The following is a 14,914-nucleotide window of genomic DNA, read 5'->3' as shown; positions in this document are numbered from 1 at the left end:
CTTCGATGACGGACGGAAGGAGAGGCGTTCGGTGGGACTGTTCCGGCGACGCAAGAAGGCGCGGGCGGTCAGCCTCGACCGGGCCGCCGACCGCGCGGACCTGGAGCACCTCGAGGGCTTCGTCCGCAGCCGGCGCGGGGTCGAGGCGTACATCGAGCCGCGGACCACCGTCACCGAGACCACGGTCATGCTGATCGCCGACGATGGGGAGTGGACCCGCCGGCGCATCGACGGCCCCGACGGCGCCCGCCGCTTCGCGTACCGGATGGGCATCCCGGTCTACGACGTGGCGCTGATGGGCTACCCGCAGCGCATGCGCGACTACAACGAGCGCCGCAAGCGCCGCCCGGAGCTGTTCTGAGCCGAGGCCGCGCCGGCCAGGCGAACGGAAAAGGGCCCCTCCTCGACGAGGGGCCCTTTTTCCGCGTACGTCAGCCGTTGGTGGCGACGTCCTCCACGAGCTGGACGAGCGTGCGCACGGGCACGCCCGTGCCGCCCTTGGTCCAGTAGCCGGTCGGCTCGCCCGAGTGGTAGCCCGGCCCGGCGATGTCGATGTGCGCCCAGGCGACGTCGGAGGTGACGAACTCCCGCAGGAACACCCCGCCCTGGAGCATGTGCCCGGCGCGGTCCATGCCGGCGTTGACCTGGGAGATGTCGGCCACCTCGGAGTCCATGCCCTTACGCACGTCGTCCGGCAGCGGCATCGGCCAGGCCGGCTCGCCGACCGCGTCGCCGGCGGTGCGCACCCGCTCGCACAGCTCGGGGGTGCCCATCACCCCGGCGATCCGCTTGCCCAGCGCGATGACCTGCCCGCCCGTGAGGGTGGACGTCTCGAAGAGGTAGTCGCAGCCGTCCTCGCAGGCCCGCGCCATCGCGTCACCGAGGACCATCCGGCCCTCGGCGTCGGTGTTGAGCACCTCCACCTTCTTGCCGTTGTACATGGTGATCACGTCACCCGGCCGGTACGACCGCCCGGACGGCATGTTCTCCGCCATCGGCAGGTACGCCGTCACGGCCACCGACGGCTTGAGCTCGGCGATCGCCAGCATGGCCGCGCCCACCGCGGCTGCGCCCGCCATGTCGGACTTCATCTCCCACATGCCCTGCGCCGGCTTGATCGAGATGCCGCCGGTGTCGAAGGTGATGCCCTTGCCGACCAGCGCCACCCGCTTGCCGTTGCCGCCGCCGGCCGGGGTGTACGTCAGCTTCACCAGCCGCGGCGGGGCCTCCGAGCCCTGCCCGACGGCGATGATGCCGCCGTACCCGCCGGCGGCCAGCGCGGCCTCGTCGAGCACCTCCACCGTCAGGCCGGCCTCCCGGGCGGCGACCGCCACCGAGTCGGCGAAGGACGGCGGGCGCAGCTCGTTGGGGGCGGTGTTGACCCAGTCCCGGCTGCGCCGGACCGCGCCGCCCACCGCCTGGGCGCGGGCGATCTCGGCCTGCGCGCCGGCGTCACCGGCGTCCGGCACGGCGACCAGCACCTCGGCCACCGGCTCGCGCCGGGACGGCTGCGGCCGGGTCTTGTAGCCGGCGAAGCGGTAGCCGCCGAGCAGCGCGCCCTCCGCCACCGCGCGCAGCGCGGCCGGCGCGTCGGCGTCGTCCGGCAGCGGCAGCGCGAGCGCCACCCGCGGCGCGCCCGCGAGCGCCCGCACTGCCGCGCCGGCGGCCCGGCGCAGGGTCTCCGGGGCGGGGGCGGCGCCGGTCGGCTCCGGGCCGAGCCCGACGGCGGCGACCACCGGGGCGGTCACGGTGCCCAACGTGGCCAGCTTGATCACCTCGCCGGGGCCACCGGTCGCGCCCAGCAGGGCCAGCGTCTCGGTCAGCCTGCCGTCGAAGGCGGCGGCGATGCTCTCCGCGCCGCTGGCCAGCAGCAGGGTCCCGGCGAGGCCGCTCGTGGCGTCCTGCTCTCCGGTCTGGCTGTGCACGCCGATCACGATCGCGTCGACGGTGAGTTCGGCGGGGTCGGTGTCGACCAGGCTCAGGGTGGTGCTGGGCGATGTCACTGAAGCTACTCCGGGCGGGCCGGGCCGGTCGCGTCGTCGCGTACCGGCGATGAAGGTCTCCGGCGGAACGTACCTGCCGGAGGTCGGGGCTGTCCCGCCGACAGCTCCGGCGGGTCCCGCCGATGCTAACCAGCCGCCCAGCTCCCGGTAAGTTCCCACCCATGACCGACGTGACCTCCGACGCCGCCGCGACCCGACTGCGCCGTTCTCCGCTGCACGAGCGGCACACCGCTCTCGGCGCCAAGTTCGCCCCGTTCGGTGGCTGGGAGATGCCGCTGGAGTACGCCGGGGGCGGCGTGCTCAAGGAGCACACCGCGGTGCGGACCGGGGTGGGTGTCTTCGACGTCTCCCACCTGGGCAAGGCGCGGTTGACCGGGCCGGGGGCGGCCGAGTTCGTCAACGCCTGCCTCAGCAACGACCTGGGTCGGATCGGGCCGGGCCGGGCGCAGTACACCCTCTGCTGCGACGACGCCACCGGCGGCGTGGTGGACGACATCATCGCCTACCTGCACGACGACGACCACGTCTTCCTCATCCCGAACGCCGCGAACACCGCCGAGGTGGTGCGTCGGCTCCGCGCCGCCGCCCCGCCGTCGGTCACGGTCACCGACGAGCACGAGGCGTACGGCGTCCTCGCCGTGCAGGGGCCGCGCTCGGCCGAGCTGCTCGACGCGCTGGGCCTGCCCACCGGGCACGACTACATGAGCTTCTCCGCCGCGACCCTGGCCGCCGCCTCCGGCCCGGTCGAGCTGACCGTGTGCCGCACCGGCTACACCGGGGAGCTGGGCTACGAGCTGGTGATGCCGGCCGGGCACGCCGTCGCGGTCTGGGACGCGCTCTTCGCGGCGGGCTTCGACCTGCGCGCCTGCGGGCTGGCCGCCCGGGACACCCTGCGCACCGAGATGGGGTATCCGCTGCACGGCCAGGACCTGTCGCTGGAGATCACCCCGGTGCAGGCGCGCTCCGGCTGGGCGGTCGGCTGGGACAAGCCGGCCTTCTGGGGCCGCGACGCGCTGCTCGCGGAGAAGGCCGCCGGCCCGAGGCGTACGCTGCGCGGCCTGGAGGCGGTCGACCGGGCGATCCCGCGCCCCGGCATGACGGTGCACGTCGGCGACGCGCAGGTCGGCACGGTCACCAGCGGCACGTTCTCGCCGACCAGGAAGCAGGGCATCGCCCTGGCCCTGCTGGACACCGCCCCGAAGCTCGCCGACGGCGACCTGGTCGAGGTCGACATCCGTGGCCGCCGCGCCCAGATGCGCCTGACCCGCCCCCCGTTCGTAACCCCCTCGGTCCGATAACCCCACCCCAAAGGGTCAGAGTGGGGGGTGGGGGCGTTCACCGGCGTCGAGGACGGCCTGGGTCCAGCCGCCCTCGATGACGCCGGTGCCGTCGAGCACGGCCCAGTCGACGACGTCGGCGGCCTCCACCACCACGGGCGAGCCGATGCGCACGGTGGGGTCGGTGTCGGCGTCGGAGGCGCTGGCGGCCACGATCCGCTCCGGCGTGTCCCACGACGTCACCCCGGCCCAGACGAGCTCCGGGCCGTCGTCGCCGGGCAGGCCGTACTTCACCACCAGTTGCGCCTCGGGCGGGAGTTGGCCGGCGAGGAACCGGGCCCGGATGTCGCCCAGCGCGGCCCGGGCGGTGGCGACCGCCCTACTCATCGCGTCGCCCGGCCGGGCGTAGCGCACGTCCGGCTGGATGCCGGCGAAGAGGGTGGCGCAGGCGGCGGCGTAGTAGCGGCCGTCCGGCCCCGCGTGCCCGGCGGGCGGGCGCAGGCTGAGGAACGAGTCGGCGTCCGGGTCGGTGGCCGGGTCCAGCTCCAGCCGCAGCAGCACCGGCGCCGTCGCCCCGTGCTGCTCCGGATTGCCGTACGCCACGGCGATGTCGTGCCCGGTCACCGTGGCCAGCACCGGCAGCTGCACGAACGCGGGCACCTCCTCGCCGGAGAGCCCGTCGGTCCAGTCCCGCAGCAGCCGCCGGGCGGCACCGGTCATCACCGCACCCCAGGCCCGGGTCAGGTGGTCCGGCACGCCCTGGGTCTGCAACTCCAGCAGCCCGAAGCGGCGCAGCCCCTTCGTGGTGAACCAGAGCCCCTCGGCGTCGGAGGAGTAGGGCACCAGCACCCAGTCGACCAGCCGGATCCGCCCCTGCTCGTCGGGGAGCGAGCGCAGCGCCGTCGCCGGGTCGAGGAACTGGAGGCCGAAGACGTCCACCACGTCGCCGTCGACGGACTCGGCGACGGCCGCGGCCACCGCCCGGGCCGCCCACTCGTGGGCCGGCGGCCAGCCGGGCCGGTACTCGGCCTGCACCACGACCAGGTGGCTCGCGGCGGCCAGCCGGGCCAGCTGGGCCTCGGTGGCGCCGAAGGCGGTGAGCAGGTCCGGCGGCAGCTCGGGGAACTCGGAGATCGGCTGGGTGTCCACGCTCATCAGCGGACTGTCGAGCATCTGCCGCGCCAGCCCGTGCACCGGCTCGGCCAGCCGGCCGGTCAGCCCCGCCACGGCGGTCTTCGCGCTCACCTTCGGCAGCCCCGTCATGGGCACCAGGTAGGTCGCGCTCAGCGACTCCGGAACCGGTACGGGCATGAAGTCGTCCGTGATGAGCATGTCGTCCCCCGGTGGGCCGCGCCGGTGCTGTCGTGGGAGAACGCTACCCGTCGCGGCCTGCCCGGTTCAGCTGGACAGCACCAGTCCCAGGTAGACCAGCGTGGTGACCACCTCGACGGTCGCACCGAGCACGTCGCCGGTGACGCCGCCGAGCCGGCGTACCACGTGTCGCAGCAGCCCCACCGCGACGGCGAGCGCGGCGGCGACGGCGAGCGGCCCCTGCCACGGGCGGCCCGGCACGGCCGCGAGCGCCGGCAGCGCGACGGCGACCGCCCCGGCGGCCAGCGCGACCGGCCCGACGGTGCCCGCGACCAGTGCGCCGAGCCCCTCCGGGCGGGCGGGCGGCACCCCGCGCCGGCAGGCCACCGCCACCCCGAACCGGCCGGCGGCCGTCGCGGCGACCACCGCCGCGAGCGCAGCCGGCCACGACCGTCCCGCCAACTCCGCGAGGGCGGCGGTCTGCACCAGGAGTACGACCACCAGCGCGACCACCCCGAACGGGCCCACGTCCGGCTTCTTCATGATCTCCAGCGCGTCCGCCCCGCGCCGGTACGACCCCAGCGCGTCCACGGTGTCGGCCAGCCCGTCCAGGTGCAGCCCGCGGGTGAGCAGCGCCCCGGCGCCGACGGTCACCGCCGCCGCGACCAGCGGGGGCGCGAGAGCGCCCGGGAGCAGCAGGATCCCGGCGAGGACGACGCCGAGCAGCGCGCCGACCGCAGGGGCGAGCGCCATCGCCGTACCCGCCACCGACCGGTCGATGCGACCGGCGCGTACCGGCAGGGTGGTGAAGGTGGTCAGCGCCAGCCGTGCCCCGTCGGCGAGCCGCGACTCAGCCGGCACGCCGACCGGACGGGTCCACGGGTTCCGTCTCCGACCCGGTGCTGGTCGGGCCCGGGCCGGCAGGCTCCGGTTCGCGGAAGTCGGGCTCGGTGCCGGCCGGCTCCGCCGTGCGGAAGTCGGGTTCGGTGCTGGTCGGCCCCGGACCGGCGGGTCCCGGTTCGCGGAAGTCGGGCTCGTCGGCGTTTGGTGCGGTCTCCGGCTCGTGGTCCTCGTCGCCGCCGAGCGACGGGTGCGTCGGCAGCGCGGCGGCCAGCGCCAGCACCGAACGCAGCAGCGGCAGCGCGGCCAGCGCGTTCGCGCCCTCGCCCAGGTCGAGCCGCAGGTCGAGCAGCGGAGTCAGGCCGAGCACCTCGGCGCCGAGCCGGACTGCGGGGTGCCCGCCGTGGTCGGCGAGCAGGCACCAGTGCCGGGCCTGCCCGGCCAGGTCGCGGGTGACCATGGCGGCGGCCACGCCGACCGGCCCGTCGAGCATGACCGGCATCCGGCGGGCGGTGGCACCGAGCAGGACGCCGGTGGCCACCGCGATGTCGCCGCCGCCCAGTTCGGCCAGCACGTCCTTGGCGCCGCGCGGCGAGTTCCGGGTCCGGTGCAGGGCGTCCCGCACCGCCGCGCACCGCCTCATCCAGGCCGCGTCGTCGATCTCGCCCGAGTCGGTGGTCACCCGCCCGAGCACGGCGGGTGCCTCGGCGCCCGTCGTCGCCACCAGCACCGCCGCCGCGGCGGCCTCGGTGCCGGCGCCGCACGCCCCGAGCACCAGCAGTCGTACGCCCGCGTCGGCGGCCTCCTCGGCGAGCCGCCAGCCGTAGCGCAGGGCGTCCTCGACCTGCTCGCCGGTCAGCGTCGGCTCGACCTCCATCGGCGCGGCCGCCGGGGCCGGGACCACCTGGAGTTCGGCGCCGCTCTCGGCGGCCAGGCGGGCCAGCGCCCCCCGGCCGGCGCGGGCCTGGGCGGCCCGGCGCGTCGACTCGCCCTCCACGGTGCCGGCGGCGGCGTCGCCGAGGTGGTCGCCGTGCAGCAGCAGCACCCGCACCTGGCCCCACGGGGCCGGTGTGACGGTGCCCTGGGTGGCGGCGGCGAACCCGACCGCCCGCTCCAGCACGCCGAGCCCCGCCCCGGGCACGTCCAGGGTGGCGAGGCGCTCGACCGCCTGCGGGCCGGCGTGCTCGTCGGGCATGGGCAGATCCATGCCGGGCTGGATGACCAGGCCCGTGGCGACCACGGGCAGCGCCAGGGTCGGGGCGGCCCAGGCGGTGCCGCCCGTCGCGGGTGCGGCCGGTGCCGGCGACGGGCCGGGGGTGAGCACCTCCGGGGAGGGCGCCGACGCGGTCACCGGCTCGCCCGTGCCGCGCGCCGCGACCGCAGCAGGCTGCGTGGGGGCGGCCTGCGCGGGCACCGTGGCGGGCCGCGGGGCGCCCGGCTTCAGCCAGGCCGCCTGGCCGGCGACCACGAGGACGACGGTGTCGCAGGCGTCGGCGACCGCCCGGTTGGCCGCGCCGAGCGCGTCGGTGAAGGCCCGGCCGAGCGGGGTGGTGGGCACCAGCGAGAGCCCGACCTCGGGGCTGACCAGCACCAGCCGGGCCGCGCAGGCGCGGACCGCCGCCGCCAGTTCGGCGATGGTGGCGGTGTCGTCCGCCGGCTGGTGGGCCGGGTCGAGCAGCACGGTCGCCCAGCCGCCGAGGTCGTCGACGAGCAGCGTCTCGTTCGGCCCGGCGGAGGCGATCACGTCCGCGAGGCGGCGCGGGTCGTCCGCGGTCTCCTCGGTGGTCCAGGTCTCCGGTCGGCGGGCGCGGTGCGCCGCCAGCCGGGCCGCCCACTCGACGTCGTCGGCGGGCGCGTCGGCGGCCGTGGCCACGTAGCGGACCGTCGGCGCGTCGGCGACCAGGGACTCGGCGAACTCGGACTTTCCGGACCGGATACCGCCGAGCACCAGGACCGTGTTCCACCCGTCAACGGACATGCCCGTACTTTAGAGCCAGCGTCAGGGGGCGGCCTCCCGTGGGCCGGGCTCAGCCGCAGTGTTCGAACCCGCTGCCGTAGCTGGCCCCGCCGGTGGACCCGCCCCACTTGACGCAGACCCCGGGGGCCTTGGCCCGCACCGGCCCGGCGTAGTACGCGAACGATCCGCTGTCGGTGCTGCGCGCGCGTCCCTGCACCTCCAGCCACGCCGAGGCGGCCGTCGCCGAGCCGACCGAGGTCTCCTTCATCGTGACCACGCAGTTGTTGCCGGTGCCGGCGTGGTAGAGCAGATAGACCCTGCCCTTCCGGGTGCCCGAGGCGGTCAGCGAAGCTGAGTCGATCACCTTGTACCCGCTGCCGCACGCCTGGACGGGCGTGTACGGGTTCGGCTTCGCCGGCTGGCTGGTCGTCGGGGCGGTACTGGGCCGCCCCGGAGCGGTCACGGTCGGCTCGCCGCCGCCGGCCGTCGGGGCCGGGGAGCGGTCGGGCGACGCCGCGGACGGAGTGCCCGACGCCGACGGAGCCGGCGAACGGGTGGCCGTCGGCGAGGGGCCGACGCGGAGTTCGCCCTTGCCGTCGTCCACGGCCGCGCCGGCCGAATCCGCCGGCCTGGGCTCGCCGGTCAGCGCCGCCGGCACGTTCCCGCCGGCGGGGTCGTCGCCGGAGAGGGCGACGGTCGTCCCCACCACTGCGGCCAGCACCACGAACACGGTGGCCGCCGCGCCCAGCAACGCGGCCCGGCGCCGCCGGGCAGGCTGCGGCTCGACCGGGTCCTCCCGGGTCGGCGGGACCGACCCCCAGGTGTTGCTCCCGGTGTCCGGTCCCAGCTGGGCGAACGGGCCGCCCGCAGGAGGTGGCCCGGCGGGCACCGGAGCGGCGGCGGGAACGGGCAGCACGGCGGCGGGCGGGAAGGGCGACCCCGTGGCCGGCACGGGACGCGTACCGCCGGAGACGGGGCGCGGCGGTGCGGGGGAGACGGGCGGCAGTGGTGCCCACGGATCCGGCGGTGCGATCGGCCCGCTGTGGGCGGGCGACACGGCGGGACCGGCGGCCGGGGTGCCGCCCGGATCCGTCCTGAGGACGGCCGGGGGAACCGCCGCGGCGGGGGCGCCACCAGGGTCTGTTCCCGAGGCGGCCTGTGCCGCCGGGGCCGGTCCGGCGACGGCCCACGGCGGACGGGCGGACTCCGGGACCACGGCCAGGGTCGCGTCGCGCGCCCCGGCGGCGGCGTCGGCCATCGCCGCCGCGTCGGGGAACCGGTCGCCGGGGCGCTTCGCCATCGCCTGCTCCACCAGCGCGGCCACCGCCGCAGGAATGCCGGGCGGCAGCGGCGGCGGCTCCTCCTGGAGGTGCCGCAGCGCCACCTGGAGCGGGTTGTCACCGTCGAACGGCGGCTGACCGGTCAGGCAGAAGTACGCCACCGCGCCGAGCGCGTAGACGTCCGTCGCCGGCGAGACCGGCTGGTTCGCGGCCTGCTCCGGCGACATGTACGAGGCGGTGCCGAGCATCACGTTGGCGGCGGTGATGCCCGCCGTGGTGCCGGAGCGGGCGATGCCGAAGTCGACGAGCACCACCCGGCCGTCGGCCTTCACCAGCAGGTTGCCCGGCTTCACGTCCCGGTGCACGATGCCGGCGAGGTGGGCCGTGTGCAGCGCCTCGGCGGCCTGCGCCACCACCGACATGGTCGACGCCGGGTCGAGCCGCCCCGCGCGCCGCAGCCAGGAACTGAGCGGCTGGCCGTCGACGTACTCCATCACCAGGTAGTCGGCCTGGCTGCCGTCGGTGAGGCCGGAGCGGCCCACGTCGTGCACCGCGACCACGCCCGGGTGGCGCAGCGCCGCCAGCATCCGCGCCTCGGCCCGGAACCGGCTGGTGAACTCGGGATCGGCGCTCAACGCCGGCAGCAGCACCTTCACCGCCACCTCGCGTTCGAGCATGATGTCGGTGCACCGCCAGACCGCCCCCATGCCGCCGGTCGCCACCCGCTCGTCCAGCCGGTAGCGGTCGCTCAGCACCACTCCTCGAGTCAGCACCGCGACACCGTACCGGTCGGGCGGGACACGGTGGGCCGCCCGGCTGGCGGGCGACGGTCCTACCGGGGTGTCTGGTACTGGAAGTCGTTGGGGTTGACCGCCGCCGGCTTCGAGTCCTCCTGCCAGGCGCCCTCGCCGGGGCGGGCGATGAGGGCGTTGAGCAGATCCTCCCGTTCCATGTCCTCGGCCCCCACGATGCCGCCGCGTACCGCGATCCCCCGCAGCGTCTCGGTGTCCTTGTCGTGCAGCGAATGGTCCATCGTCGCCCCCTCCGGGCCCCGTCGGCGGTCCACGACCGCCCCGCCGTGCCTCAGCAGGCCCATACCCGGCCAGAGGCCGGGAAACCCTGCGTGACCCGGGCGGTGCGCCCCCGGCGGACGGATGTCGGGCCGCCCCGCGCCCGGCCGACTACGCTGGCGGGGGTTCGTCCCACGGGACATCAGCGGCGAGGGGAGACGCGGCATGGCGTGGAGCTGGCGGTACGAGGGCGCGAACGGCGAGTCGGTCGAGGGGCCGACGGAGTCGTTCGGCAGCCAGGCGGATGCCGAGTCCTGGATCGGTCAGGCCTGGCGGGAGCTCGCGGCGTCCGGCGTCACCTCGGTCGCGCTCGTCGAGGACGACCGGGTGGAATACCGCATGAGCCTGCTGCCCACGGCGGAGTGATGGCCGGCGACCGCCCGGGGGGCGAGCCGCTGGTGCTCGGCGTGCCCCGGGCGGCGTTCCGGCCCAGCCCGGTCTTCCTCGCCCTCGTCGCGCTCTTCGTGACCAGCGGGGTGCTCACCTGGAACAGGTTCGGCAACGTCCGGCTCGACGTGTTCCTCTTCGTCGTTTCCGGTTGGCTGGTCTCGCTCTGCCTGCACGAGTACGCCCACGCCGTCGTCGCGTTCCGGGCCGGCGACCGCAGCGTCGCCCACCGGGGCTACCTGACACTCAACCCGCTGAAGTACAGCCACCCGCTGCTGTCGATCGCGTTGCCGGTGGCGGTCGTGCTGCTCGGCGGCATCGGCCTGCCCGGCGGGGCGGTCTGGGTGGACCGGCACGCCATTCCGGGGCGGCTGCGGCACACCCTGGTCAGCCTGGCCGGCCCCGCCACCAACGTGCTGTTCACGCTCGTCCTGGTGCTCGCCGTACGCCTCGGCGCGGCCGGCGGCGGGCCGGTCGAGTTCTGGGCGGCCGTGGCGCTGCTGGCGTTCCTCCAGCTCACCGCGAGTGTGCTCAACCTGCTTCCGGTGCCCGGCCTCGACGGCGGCAACATGATCCAGCCGTGGTTGAACCCGCAGTGGCGCAAGATGTACGACCTGTTCGCCCCGTTCGGCTTCATCCTGCTGTTCGCGCTGCTGTGGAACCCGCGGATCGGCCGCTGGTTCTTCGACGCCGTCTTCGCCGTCGGCGACTTCCTCGGCCTGCCCCCGTGGCTCTACTCCCTCGGCCTGGACCTGATCCGCTTCTGGCAGGGCTGACCCGGTTCGTCTCGTCCGGCCCGGCCGGCGTCCTGCGGGCCCGGCCGGTCGCCTTGCGGTGCCGGCCGGGCCGCGAGCGTCACGGACGCTCGGCGGGAGACTCCGTGCGGGCCGGGTCGCGCTCGACGATCGGGTCGACGATCTCGTCGATCGCCTTGAGCAGGTCGGCGTCGAGCTTCACGCCGGCCGCCTTGACGTTGTCGTGCACCTGCTCCGGGCGGGAGGCGCCGACGATCGCCGAGGAGACGTTCGGGTTCTGCAGCACCCAGGCGACGGCGAGCTGCGCCATGCTCAGCCCGGCCTGCTCGGCCAGCGGCTTGAGCCGCTGCACCCGGGTCAGGACGTCGTCGGTCATGAACTGGGAGATGAAGCCCGCGCCCGACTTCTCGTCCGTGGCGCGGGAACCGGCCGGCGGCGGCTGGCCCGGCAGGTACTTGCCCGAGAGCACGCCCTGCGCGATCGGCGACCAGACGATCTGCCCGACGCCCAGCTCCTCGCTGGTGGGGACGACCTCGGACTCGATGACCCGCCAGAGCATCGAGTACTGCGGCTGGTTGGAGACCAACGGGACGTGCAGCTGCCGGGCGAGCTGGTGGGCCTCGCGGATCTGCGACGCCTTCCACTCGGAGACACCGATGTAGAGCGCCTTGCCGGAGTGCACGATGTCGGCGAACGCCTCCATCGTCTCCTCCAGCGGCGTGCTGTAGTCGTACCGGTGGGCCTGGTAGAGGTCCACGTAGTCGGTGCGCAGCCGGCGCAGGGAGCCGTTGATCGACTCCATGATGTGCTTGCGGGACAGGCCCCGGTCGTTGCGGCCCGGCCCGGTGGGCCAGTACACCTTGGTGAAGATCTCCAGCCCCTCGCGCCGCTCGCCCTCCAGGGCGCGACCCAGCACGTCCTCGGCGCGGGTGGCCGCGTACACGTCGGCCGTGTCGAAGGTGGTGATGCCGGCGTCCAGGGCGGCCCGGACGCAGGCGAACGCCGCGTCCTCCTCGACCTGGGAGCCGTGGGTGATCCAGTTGCCGTACGAGATCTCGCTGACCAGCAGGCCGGAACGGCCCAGGTGACGGAATTCCATGCCCCGACCCTAGCCCGTTCGGATCATGCCCACCTCTCGCGGCGGGGCCCGGTGTCGCTCAGAGCACGGGGCTGGTGTCGACGAGCAGCCGCTCGATCTCGGCGAGGACCTCGTCGCGGTCGCGGTGCACCGGATCGATCAGCGGCTCACCCCGGCGGTCGAGCGCACCCCACCGGCCGGTGCCGTCGCCCACCAGGAACGCGACCGGGTGGATGACCAGCGCCGGATGGGTGGGCGGGACCAGCACCTTCCCGGCCCGGTTCACCACGCCGTGCCGGCCAGCCAGGTCCACCACGGCCAGCCCCTCGTCGGTGAAACCCTCGACGTACCGGCCGTCGGCCAGGACGGTGGCGAACCCGTGGTGCCGGGTTGGCACCACGATCCGGCCGTTGCGGTCGACCGCGCCCCAGCCGTCCCGACGGACCACGGCCACGCCGCGCCGGAACGGGCGTACGTCCGCGAAGCCGTGCGGCACGACCACCTCGCCGGTGTCGTCGACCGCCACCCAGCCGGCGTCGCCGCCGTCGGACACCCAGGCCAGCCCGTCGGAGAACGGGCGGACCACCGGGTACGACGGTCCGAGCACCGTGGTGCCGGCGCGGTCCACCAGCGACCACCGCTCGGTCTCCGGGCGCCGCACCCAGGCCAGCCCGTCGTGGAACGGCTGCGCCTGCGCGTACTCGGCCGCGATGACCATGTCACCGTTCGGGTCGGAGAAACCCCACAGGTCGCCGTCGCGGGCCGGAACCGGGGGCCGGTCCCGCTCCAGCACCTCTTCCCGGCTGCGGGGGTACGGCCCGAAGCCCGTCGCCGCGATCCGCCCCGCCACCGCGTCCAGGCTCAGCCGGATCCGGGCCTGCAACTCGGGGTCCTCGTTGCCGCGCAGGTCCAGGGCCCGCTCGAAGTGGTGACACGCTTCCATCAGCCGGCCCTGGTCGTAACAGGACCGTCCGGCGTGTTCGTGCAGCACCGCGCGCAGCCGCTCGGGCAACTCGGTGGAGTTGGCCTCGGCGAAGAGCCGGTCAGCCTCGGCGAACTCGCGGCGCCAGCGCAGCACGTGCGCCAGCCGCGCCTGGGCCACCGCCGTACGCCGCAACTCCCCGGTGGCCTCGGCGTACGTGAGCGCGAGCCGACCGTCCGCGAGGGCGTCGTCCAACTCGCCGAGAATCCGGGACACCACCGCCCGCAAACTGAGCAGCCGGGCGCGCGACTTGTTGTCCACGGCCGCACCCAGCTTCTCGGTCAGGCGCCGTCGGATCGTCCGGAACTCGTCCGGCTCCTCCACGATCTCCCGCAGGATCGCGGGATCGAGCCGCCAGCGGTAGCTCGCCAGCACCTGCTCCGGATCACCCTGCGCCGCGCTCAACCGCCCGGCTTCTCGGGATCCGGCGTCTCGCGTTCCGGCGTCGCGTTTTCCGGCCTCATGCGGCCCGGTGGTGCTTGGTTCGGCGGTGTTCGGTGCGGTGAACCATTCCGCCTCCGTCGCTGGCACCTGCCCATCTGACAATGCGGCGGCGGGCGGCGTGGCAATGGGCGGCGCGGCGGCGGGTGGTGTGGCGGCGGGCGGTGGCGTGGACCTCGGCCAGGTCGGCACCTGCATGGGCGGCGAGGATGCAGCCTGCGTGGTTGTCGGTGGAGCCGGCGGCGTGGCGACTGGTGGGGCGGCGGGTGGCGTGGTGGTGGGTGGCGCCGGCACGTCTGGAGACGGCGTGGGTGCTGCCTGTGCCGTTGTCGGTGGAGCTGGCGGTGTGGCCACTGGTGGTGCGGCGGCGGGTGGTGTGGCGGTGGGTGGCGTCGGCACGTCCGTGGACGGCGCGGATGCAGCATGCGTCGTCGACAGTGGAACCAGCGGTGCGGATACCGGCTGTGCCGGCACGGTGCCCTCGGACTGGGCGGAGACATCGTGCGCCGACGGCGACGGGGCAGACCGTGCCCAGGGCGCCGACGACACCGGCTGCGCCGACGGGGTCGAGATGGGCCGTGCGGGCGGCACGGACACCGGCTGCCTCGGTGGCTCGGGAGTGGACGGTGCCGGCAAGGTGCCCGTAAGCGGTGCTGAGGCCGCCGGTGGCGCGGAAACGGGCCGGGTCAGCGGTGCCGGCATGAGGTGTGTGGCAGGTGCGGAGGCAGGCTGCGGTGCCGGCGGTGCGACGACAGCCTGCGGTGCCGGCGATGCGACGGGAGGGGTGGTCGGCGAGGCCGGTGCCGTTCCGGCAGGCGGTGCGGAGACCGGCTCGATGGGCGGGGCGGACACCGGTTCGGCCTGCGGCGCGGCAGCAACGGAGGTGTCCTGCGCGGGCGTGTACCAAGCGGACGCCACGGGCGGCGCGGAGACCGGCTGGGCTGGTGGCGCGGAGACCGGCTGGGCTGGTGGCGCGGAGACCGGCCGTGATGTGGGTGCGGCCTGGACCGTCTCGCTCGTCCCCTGGATCGGCTCGGTCGTCCCCTGGACCGGCTCGCCCGTTTCCTGGGCCGGCTCGCTCGTCCCGGTCGGCGTCTGGACGGTGGACCCGGTCCAGGACGCTTCTGCCGGTCCCGTCGAAGAATCGACGACGGGGGAGACCGGTGGTGCTGACACCGACATCGCGGTGCTGACGGGCGGCGCCGACACCGGGCGTGGGTCGACCGTGGCGAGTGGAACGTCAGGTACGTCAAAAGCCCCCGGTGACAACCATGGCGTTCCACTCGTGGGCTCAGCCGAGGTGCCCGGCACCCGTTCGACCAGTTCGGGCGGGAGTGTCGTGACGGGCCTGTCCGTGCGTGCGGCCAATGGCTCGGGGCCAGCCGTGTGCGGCTCGGAGGTTTCCACCTGGGCCGTGTGTGGCTTGGGGGTTTCCACGGGGACCGTGTGTGGTGGCTCGGAGGTCTTCGCGTGGGCCGTGTGCGGCTTGGAGGTCTCCGCGTAGGCCGTGCGGGGCTCGGAGGGTTTGGCGTT

13 protein-coding genes are annotated in these 14,914 nt (G+C 75.1%); 5 read left to right on the top strand and 8 right to left on the bottom strand.

Features of this window, described 5'->3' with window-relative positions; genetic code table 11:
- The first annotated feature begins 31 nt into the window (after positions 1-31).
- A complete protein-coding gene (locus AB0D32_RS28230; protein WP_357096677.1) occupies positions 32-361 on the top strand; it encodes a hypothetical protein in 330 nt (109 codons plus the stop codon).
- A gap of 70 nt (positions 362-431) precedes the next feature.
- Here AB0D32_RS28230 and AB0D32_RS28225 read toward each other — a convergent pair whose 3' ends face one another.
- Complete coding sequence (locus AB0D32_RS28225; protein ID WP_357096675.1) at positions 432-2,003, bottom strand: leucyl aminopeptidase; 1,572 nt, start codon at positions 2,001-2,003, stop codon at positions 432-434.
- Between the two features lie 161 nt (positions 2,004-2,164).
- On the opposite strand from AB0D32_RS28225, the gene gcvT reads away from it, so the two are divergent.
- Entirely contained in the window at positions 2,165-3,301 is a 1,137-nt protein-coding gene (gene gcvT, locus AB0D32_RS28220; protein ID WP_357096672.1) for a glycine cleavage system aminomethyltransferase GcvT, read from the top strand.
- A gap of 15 nt (positions 3,302-3,316) precedes the next feature.
- Here the strand turns inward: gcvT and AB0D32_RS28215 are convergent, their stop codons facing one another.
- The 5 genes from AB0D32_RS28215 to AB0D32_RS28195 form a co-directional block, all read right to left on the bottom strand.
- On the bottom strand, positions 3,317-4,612 hold the full coding sequence (locus AB0D32_RS28215; RefSeq protein WP_357096669.1) for a DUF2314 domain-containing protein: 1,296 nt from the start codon (positions 4,610-4,612) through the stop codon (positions 3,317-3,319).
- A gap of 66 nt (positions 4,613-4,678) precedes the next feature.
- Positions 4,679-5,452 (bottom strand): adenosylcobinamide-GDP ribazoletransferase, encoded by a 774-nt coding sequence (gene cobS / locus AB0D32_RS28210; protein WP_357096665.1) that lies wholly within the window; start codon positions 5,450-5,452, stop codon positions 4,679-4,681.
- Positions 5,442-7,409 (bottom strand): bifunctional adenosylcobinamide kinase/adenosylcobinamide-phosphate guanylyltransferase, encoded by a 1,968-nt coding sequence (locus tag AB0D32_RS28205; protein WP_357096662.1) that lies wholly within the window; start codon positions 7,407-7,409, stop codon positions 5,442-5,444. Before AB0D32_RS28205 ends, cobS begins: the two co-directional genes overlap by 11 nt.
- A 49-nt stretch (positions 7,410-7,458) precedes the next feature.
- Entirely contained in the window at positions 7,459-9,441 is a 1,983-nt protein-coding gene (locus tag AB0D32_RS28200; RefSeq protein WP_357096659.1) for a protein kinase, read from the bottom strand.
- A 59-nt stretch (positions 9,442-9,500) separates the two neighbouring features.
- Positions 9,501-9,701: a hypothetical protein gene (locus tag AB0D32_RS28195; protein ID WP_357096656.1), complete on the bottom strand. Its 201-nt coding sequence runs from the start codon at positions 9,699-9,701 to the stop codon at positions 9,501-9,503.
- A 202-nt stretch (positions 9,702-9,903) separates the two neighbouring features.
- On the opposite strand from AB0D32_RS28195, the gene AB0D32_RS28190 reads away from it, so the two are divergent.
- Together AB0D32_RS28190 and AB0D32_RS28185 are read left to right on the top strand one after the other, a co-directional pair.
- The gene (locus AB0D32_RS28190; protein WP_357096653.1) at positions 9,904-10,104 is read left to right on the top strand and encodes a hypothetical protein; all 201 of its coding nucleotides are present in this window, start codon (positions 9,904-9,906) and stop codon (positions 10,102-10,104) included.
- Entirely contained in the window at positions 10,104-10,901 is a 798-nt protein-coding gene (locus tag AB0D32_RS28185; RefSeq protein WP_357096650.1) for a site-2 protease family protein, read from the top strand. Before AB0D32_RS28190 ends, AB0D32_RS28185 begins: the two co-directional genes overlap by 1 nt.
- 79 nt (positions 10,902-10,980) lie before the next feature.
- Here the strand turns inward: AB0D32_RS28185 and AB0D32_RS28180 are convergent, their stop codons facing one another.
- Together AB0D32_RS28180 and AB0D32_RS28175 are read right to left on the bottom strand one after the other, a co-directional pair.
- The gene (locus tag AB0D32_RS28180) at positions 10,981-11,979 is read right to left on the bottom strand and encodes an aldo/keto reductase family protein (RefSeq protein WP_357096647.1); all 999 of its coding nucleotides are present in this window, start codon (positions 11,977-11,979) and stop codon (positions 10,981-10,983) included.
- 58 nt (positions 11,980-12,037) lie between these two features.
- Positions 12,038-13,345 (bottom strand): WG repeat-containing protein, encoded by a 1,308-nt coding sequence (locus AB0D32_RS28175; protein WP_357096644.1) that lies wholly within the window; start codon positions 13,343-13,345, stop codon positions 12,038-12,040.
- 67 nt (positions 13,346-13,412) lie between these two features.
- On the opposite strand from AB0D32_RS28175, the gene AB0D32_RS28170 reads away from it, so the two are divergent.
- Complete coding sequence (locus AB0D32_RS28170; protein WP_357096641.1) at positions 13,413-14,885, top strand: hypothetical protein; 1,473 nt, start codon at positions 13,413-13,415, stop codon at positions 14,883-14,885.
- Positions 14,886-14,914 lie beyond the last annotated feature (29 nt).

The organism is Micromonospora sp. NPDC048170, from assembly GCF_040652795.1.
Taxonomy (GTDB): domain Bacteria; phylum Actinomycetota; class Actinomycetes; order Mycobacteriales; family Micromonosporaceae; genus Micromonospora.
The sequence above is the reverse complement of the archived record's forward strand: the minus strand, read 5'-3'. Positions and strand labels throughout refer to the sequence as shown.

Bases quoted from the DNA above. Each gene is read 5' to 3' on its own strand.
- AB0D32_RS28205 (WP_357096662.1), bottom strand. From the start codon at position 7,409: ATGTCCGTTGACGGGTGGAACACGGTCCTGGTGCTCGGCGGTATCCGG.
- AB0D32_RS28185 (WP_357096650.1), top strand. From the start codon at position 10,104: ATGGCCGGCGACCGCCCGGGGGGCGAGCCGCTGGTGCTCGGCGTGCCC.
- AB0D32_RS28195 (WP_357096656.1), bottom strand. From the start codon at position 9,701: ATGGACCATTCGCTGCACGACAAGGACACCGAGACGCTGCGGGGGATC.
- AB0D32_RS28215 (WP_357096669.1), bottom strand. From the start codon at position 4,612: ATGCTCATCACGGACGACTTCATGCCCGTACCGGTTCCGGAGTCGCTG.
- AB0D32_RS28180 (WP_357096647.1), bottom strand. From the start codon at position 11,979: ATGGAATTCCGTCACCTGGGCCGTTCCGGCCTGCTGGTCAGCGAGATC.
- AB0D32_RS28190 (WP_357096653.1), top strand. From the start codon at position 9,904: ATGGCGTGGAGCTGGCGGTACGAGGGCGCGAACGGCGAGTCGGTCGAG.
- gcvT (WP_357096672.1), top strand. From the start codon at position 2,165: ATGACCGACGTGACCTCCGACGCCGCCGCGACCCGACTGCGCCGTTCT.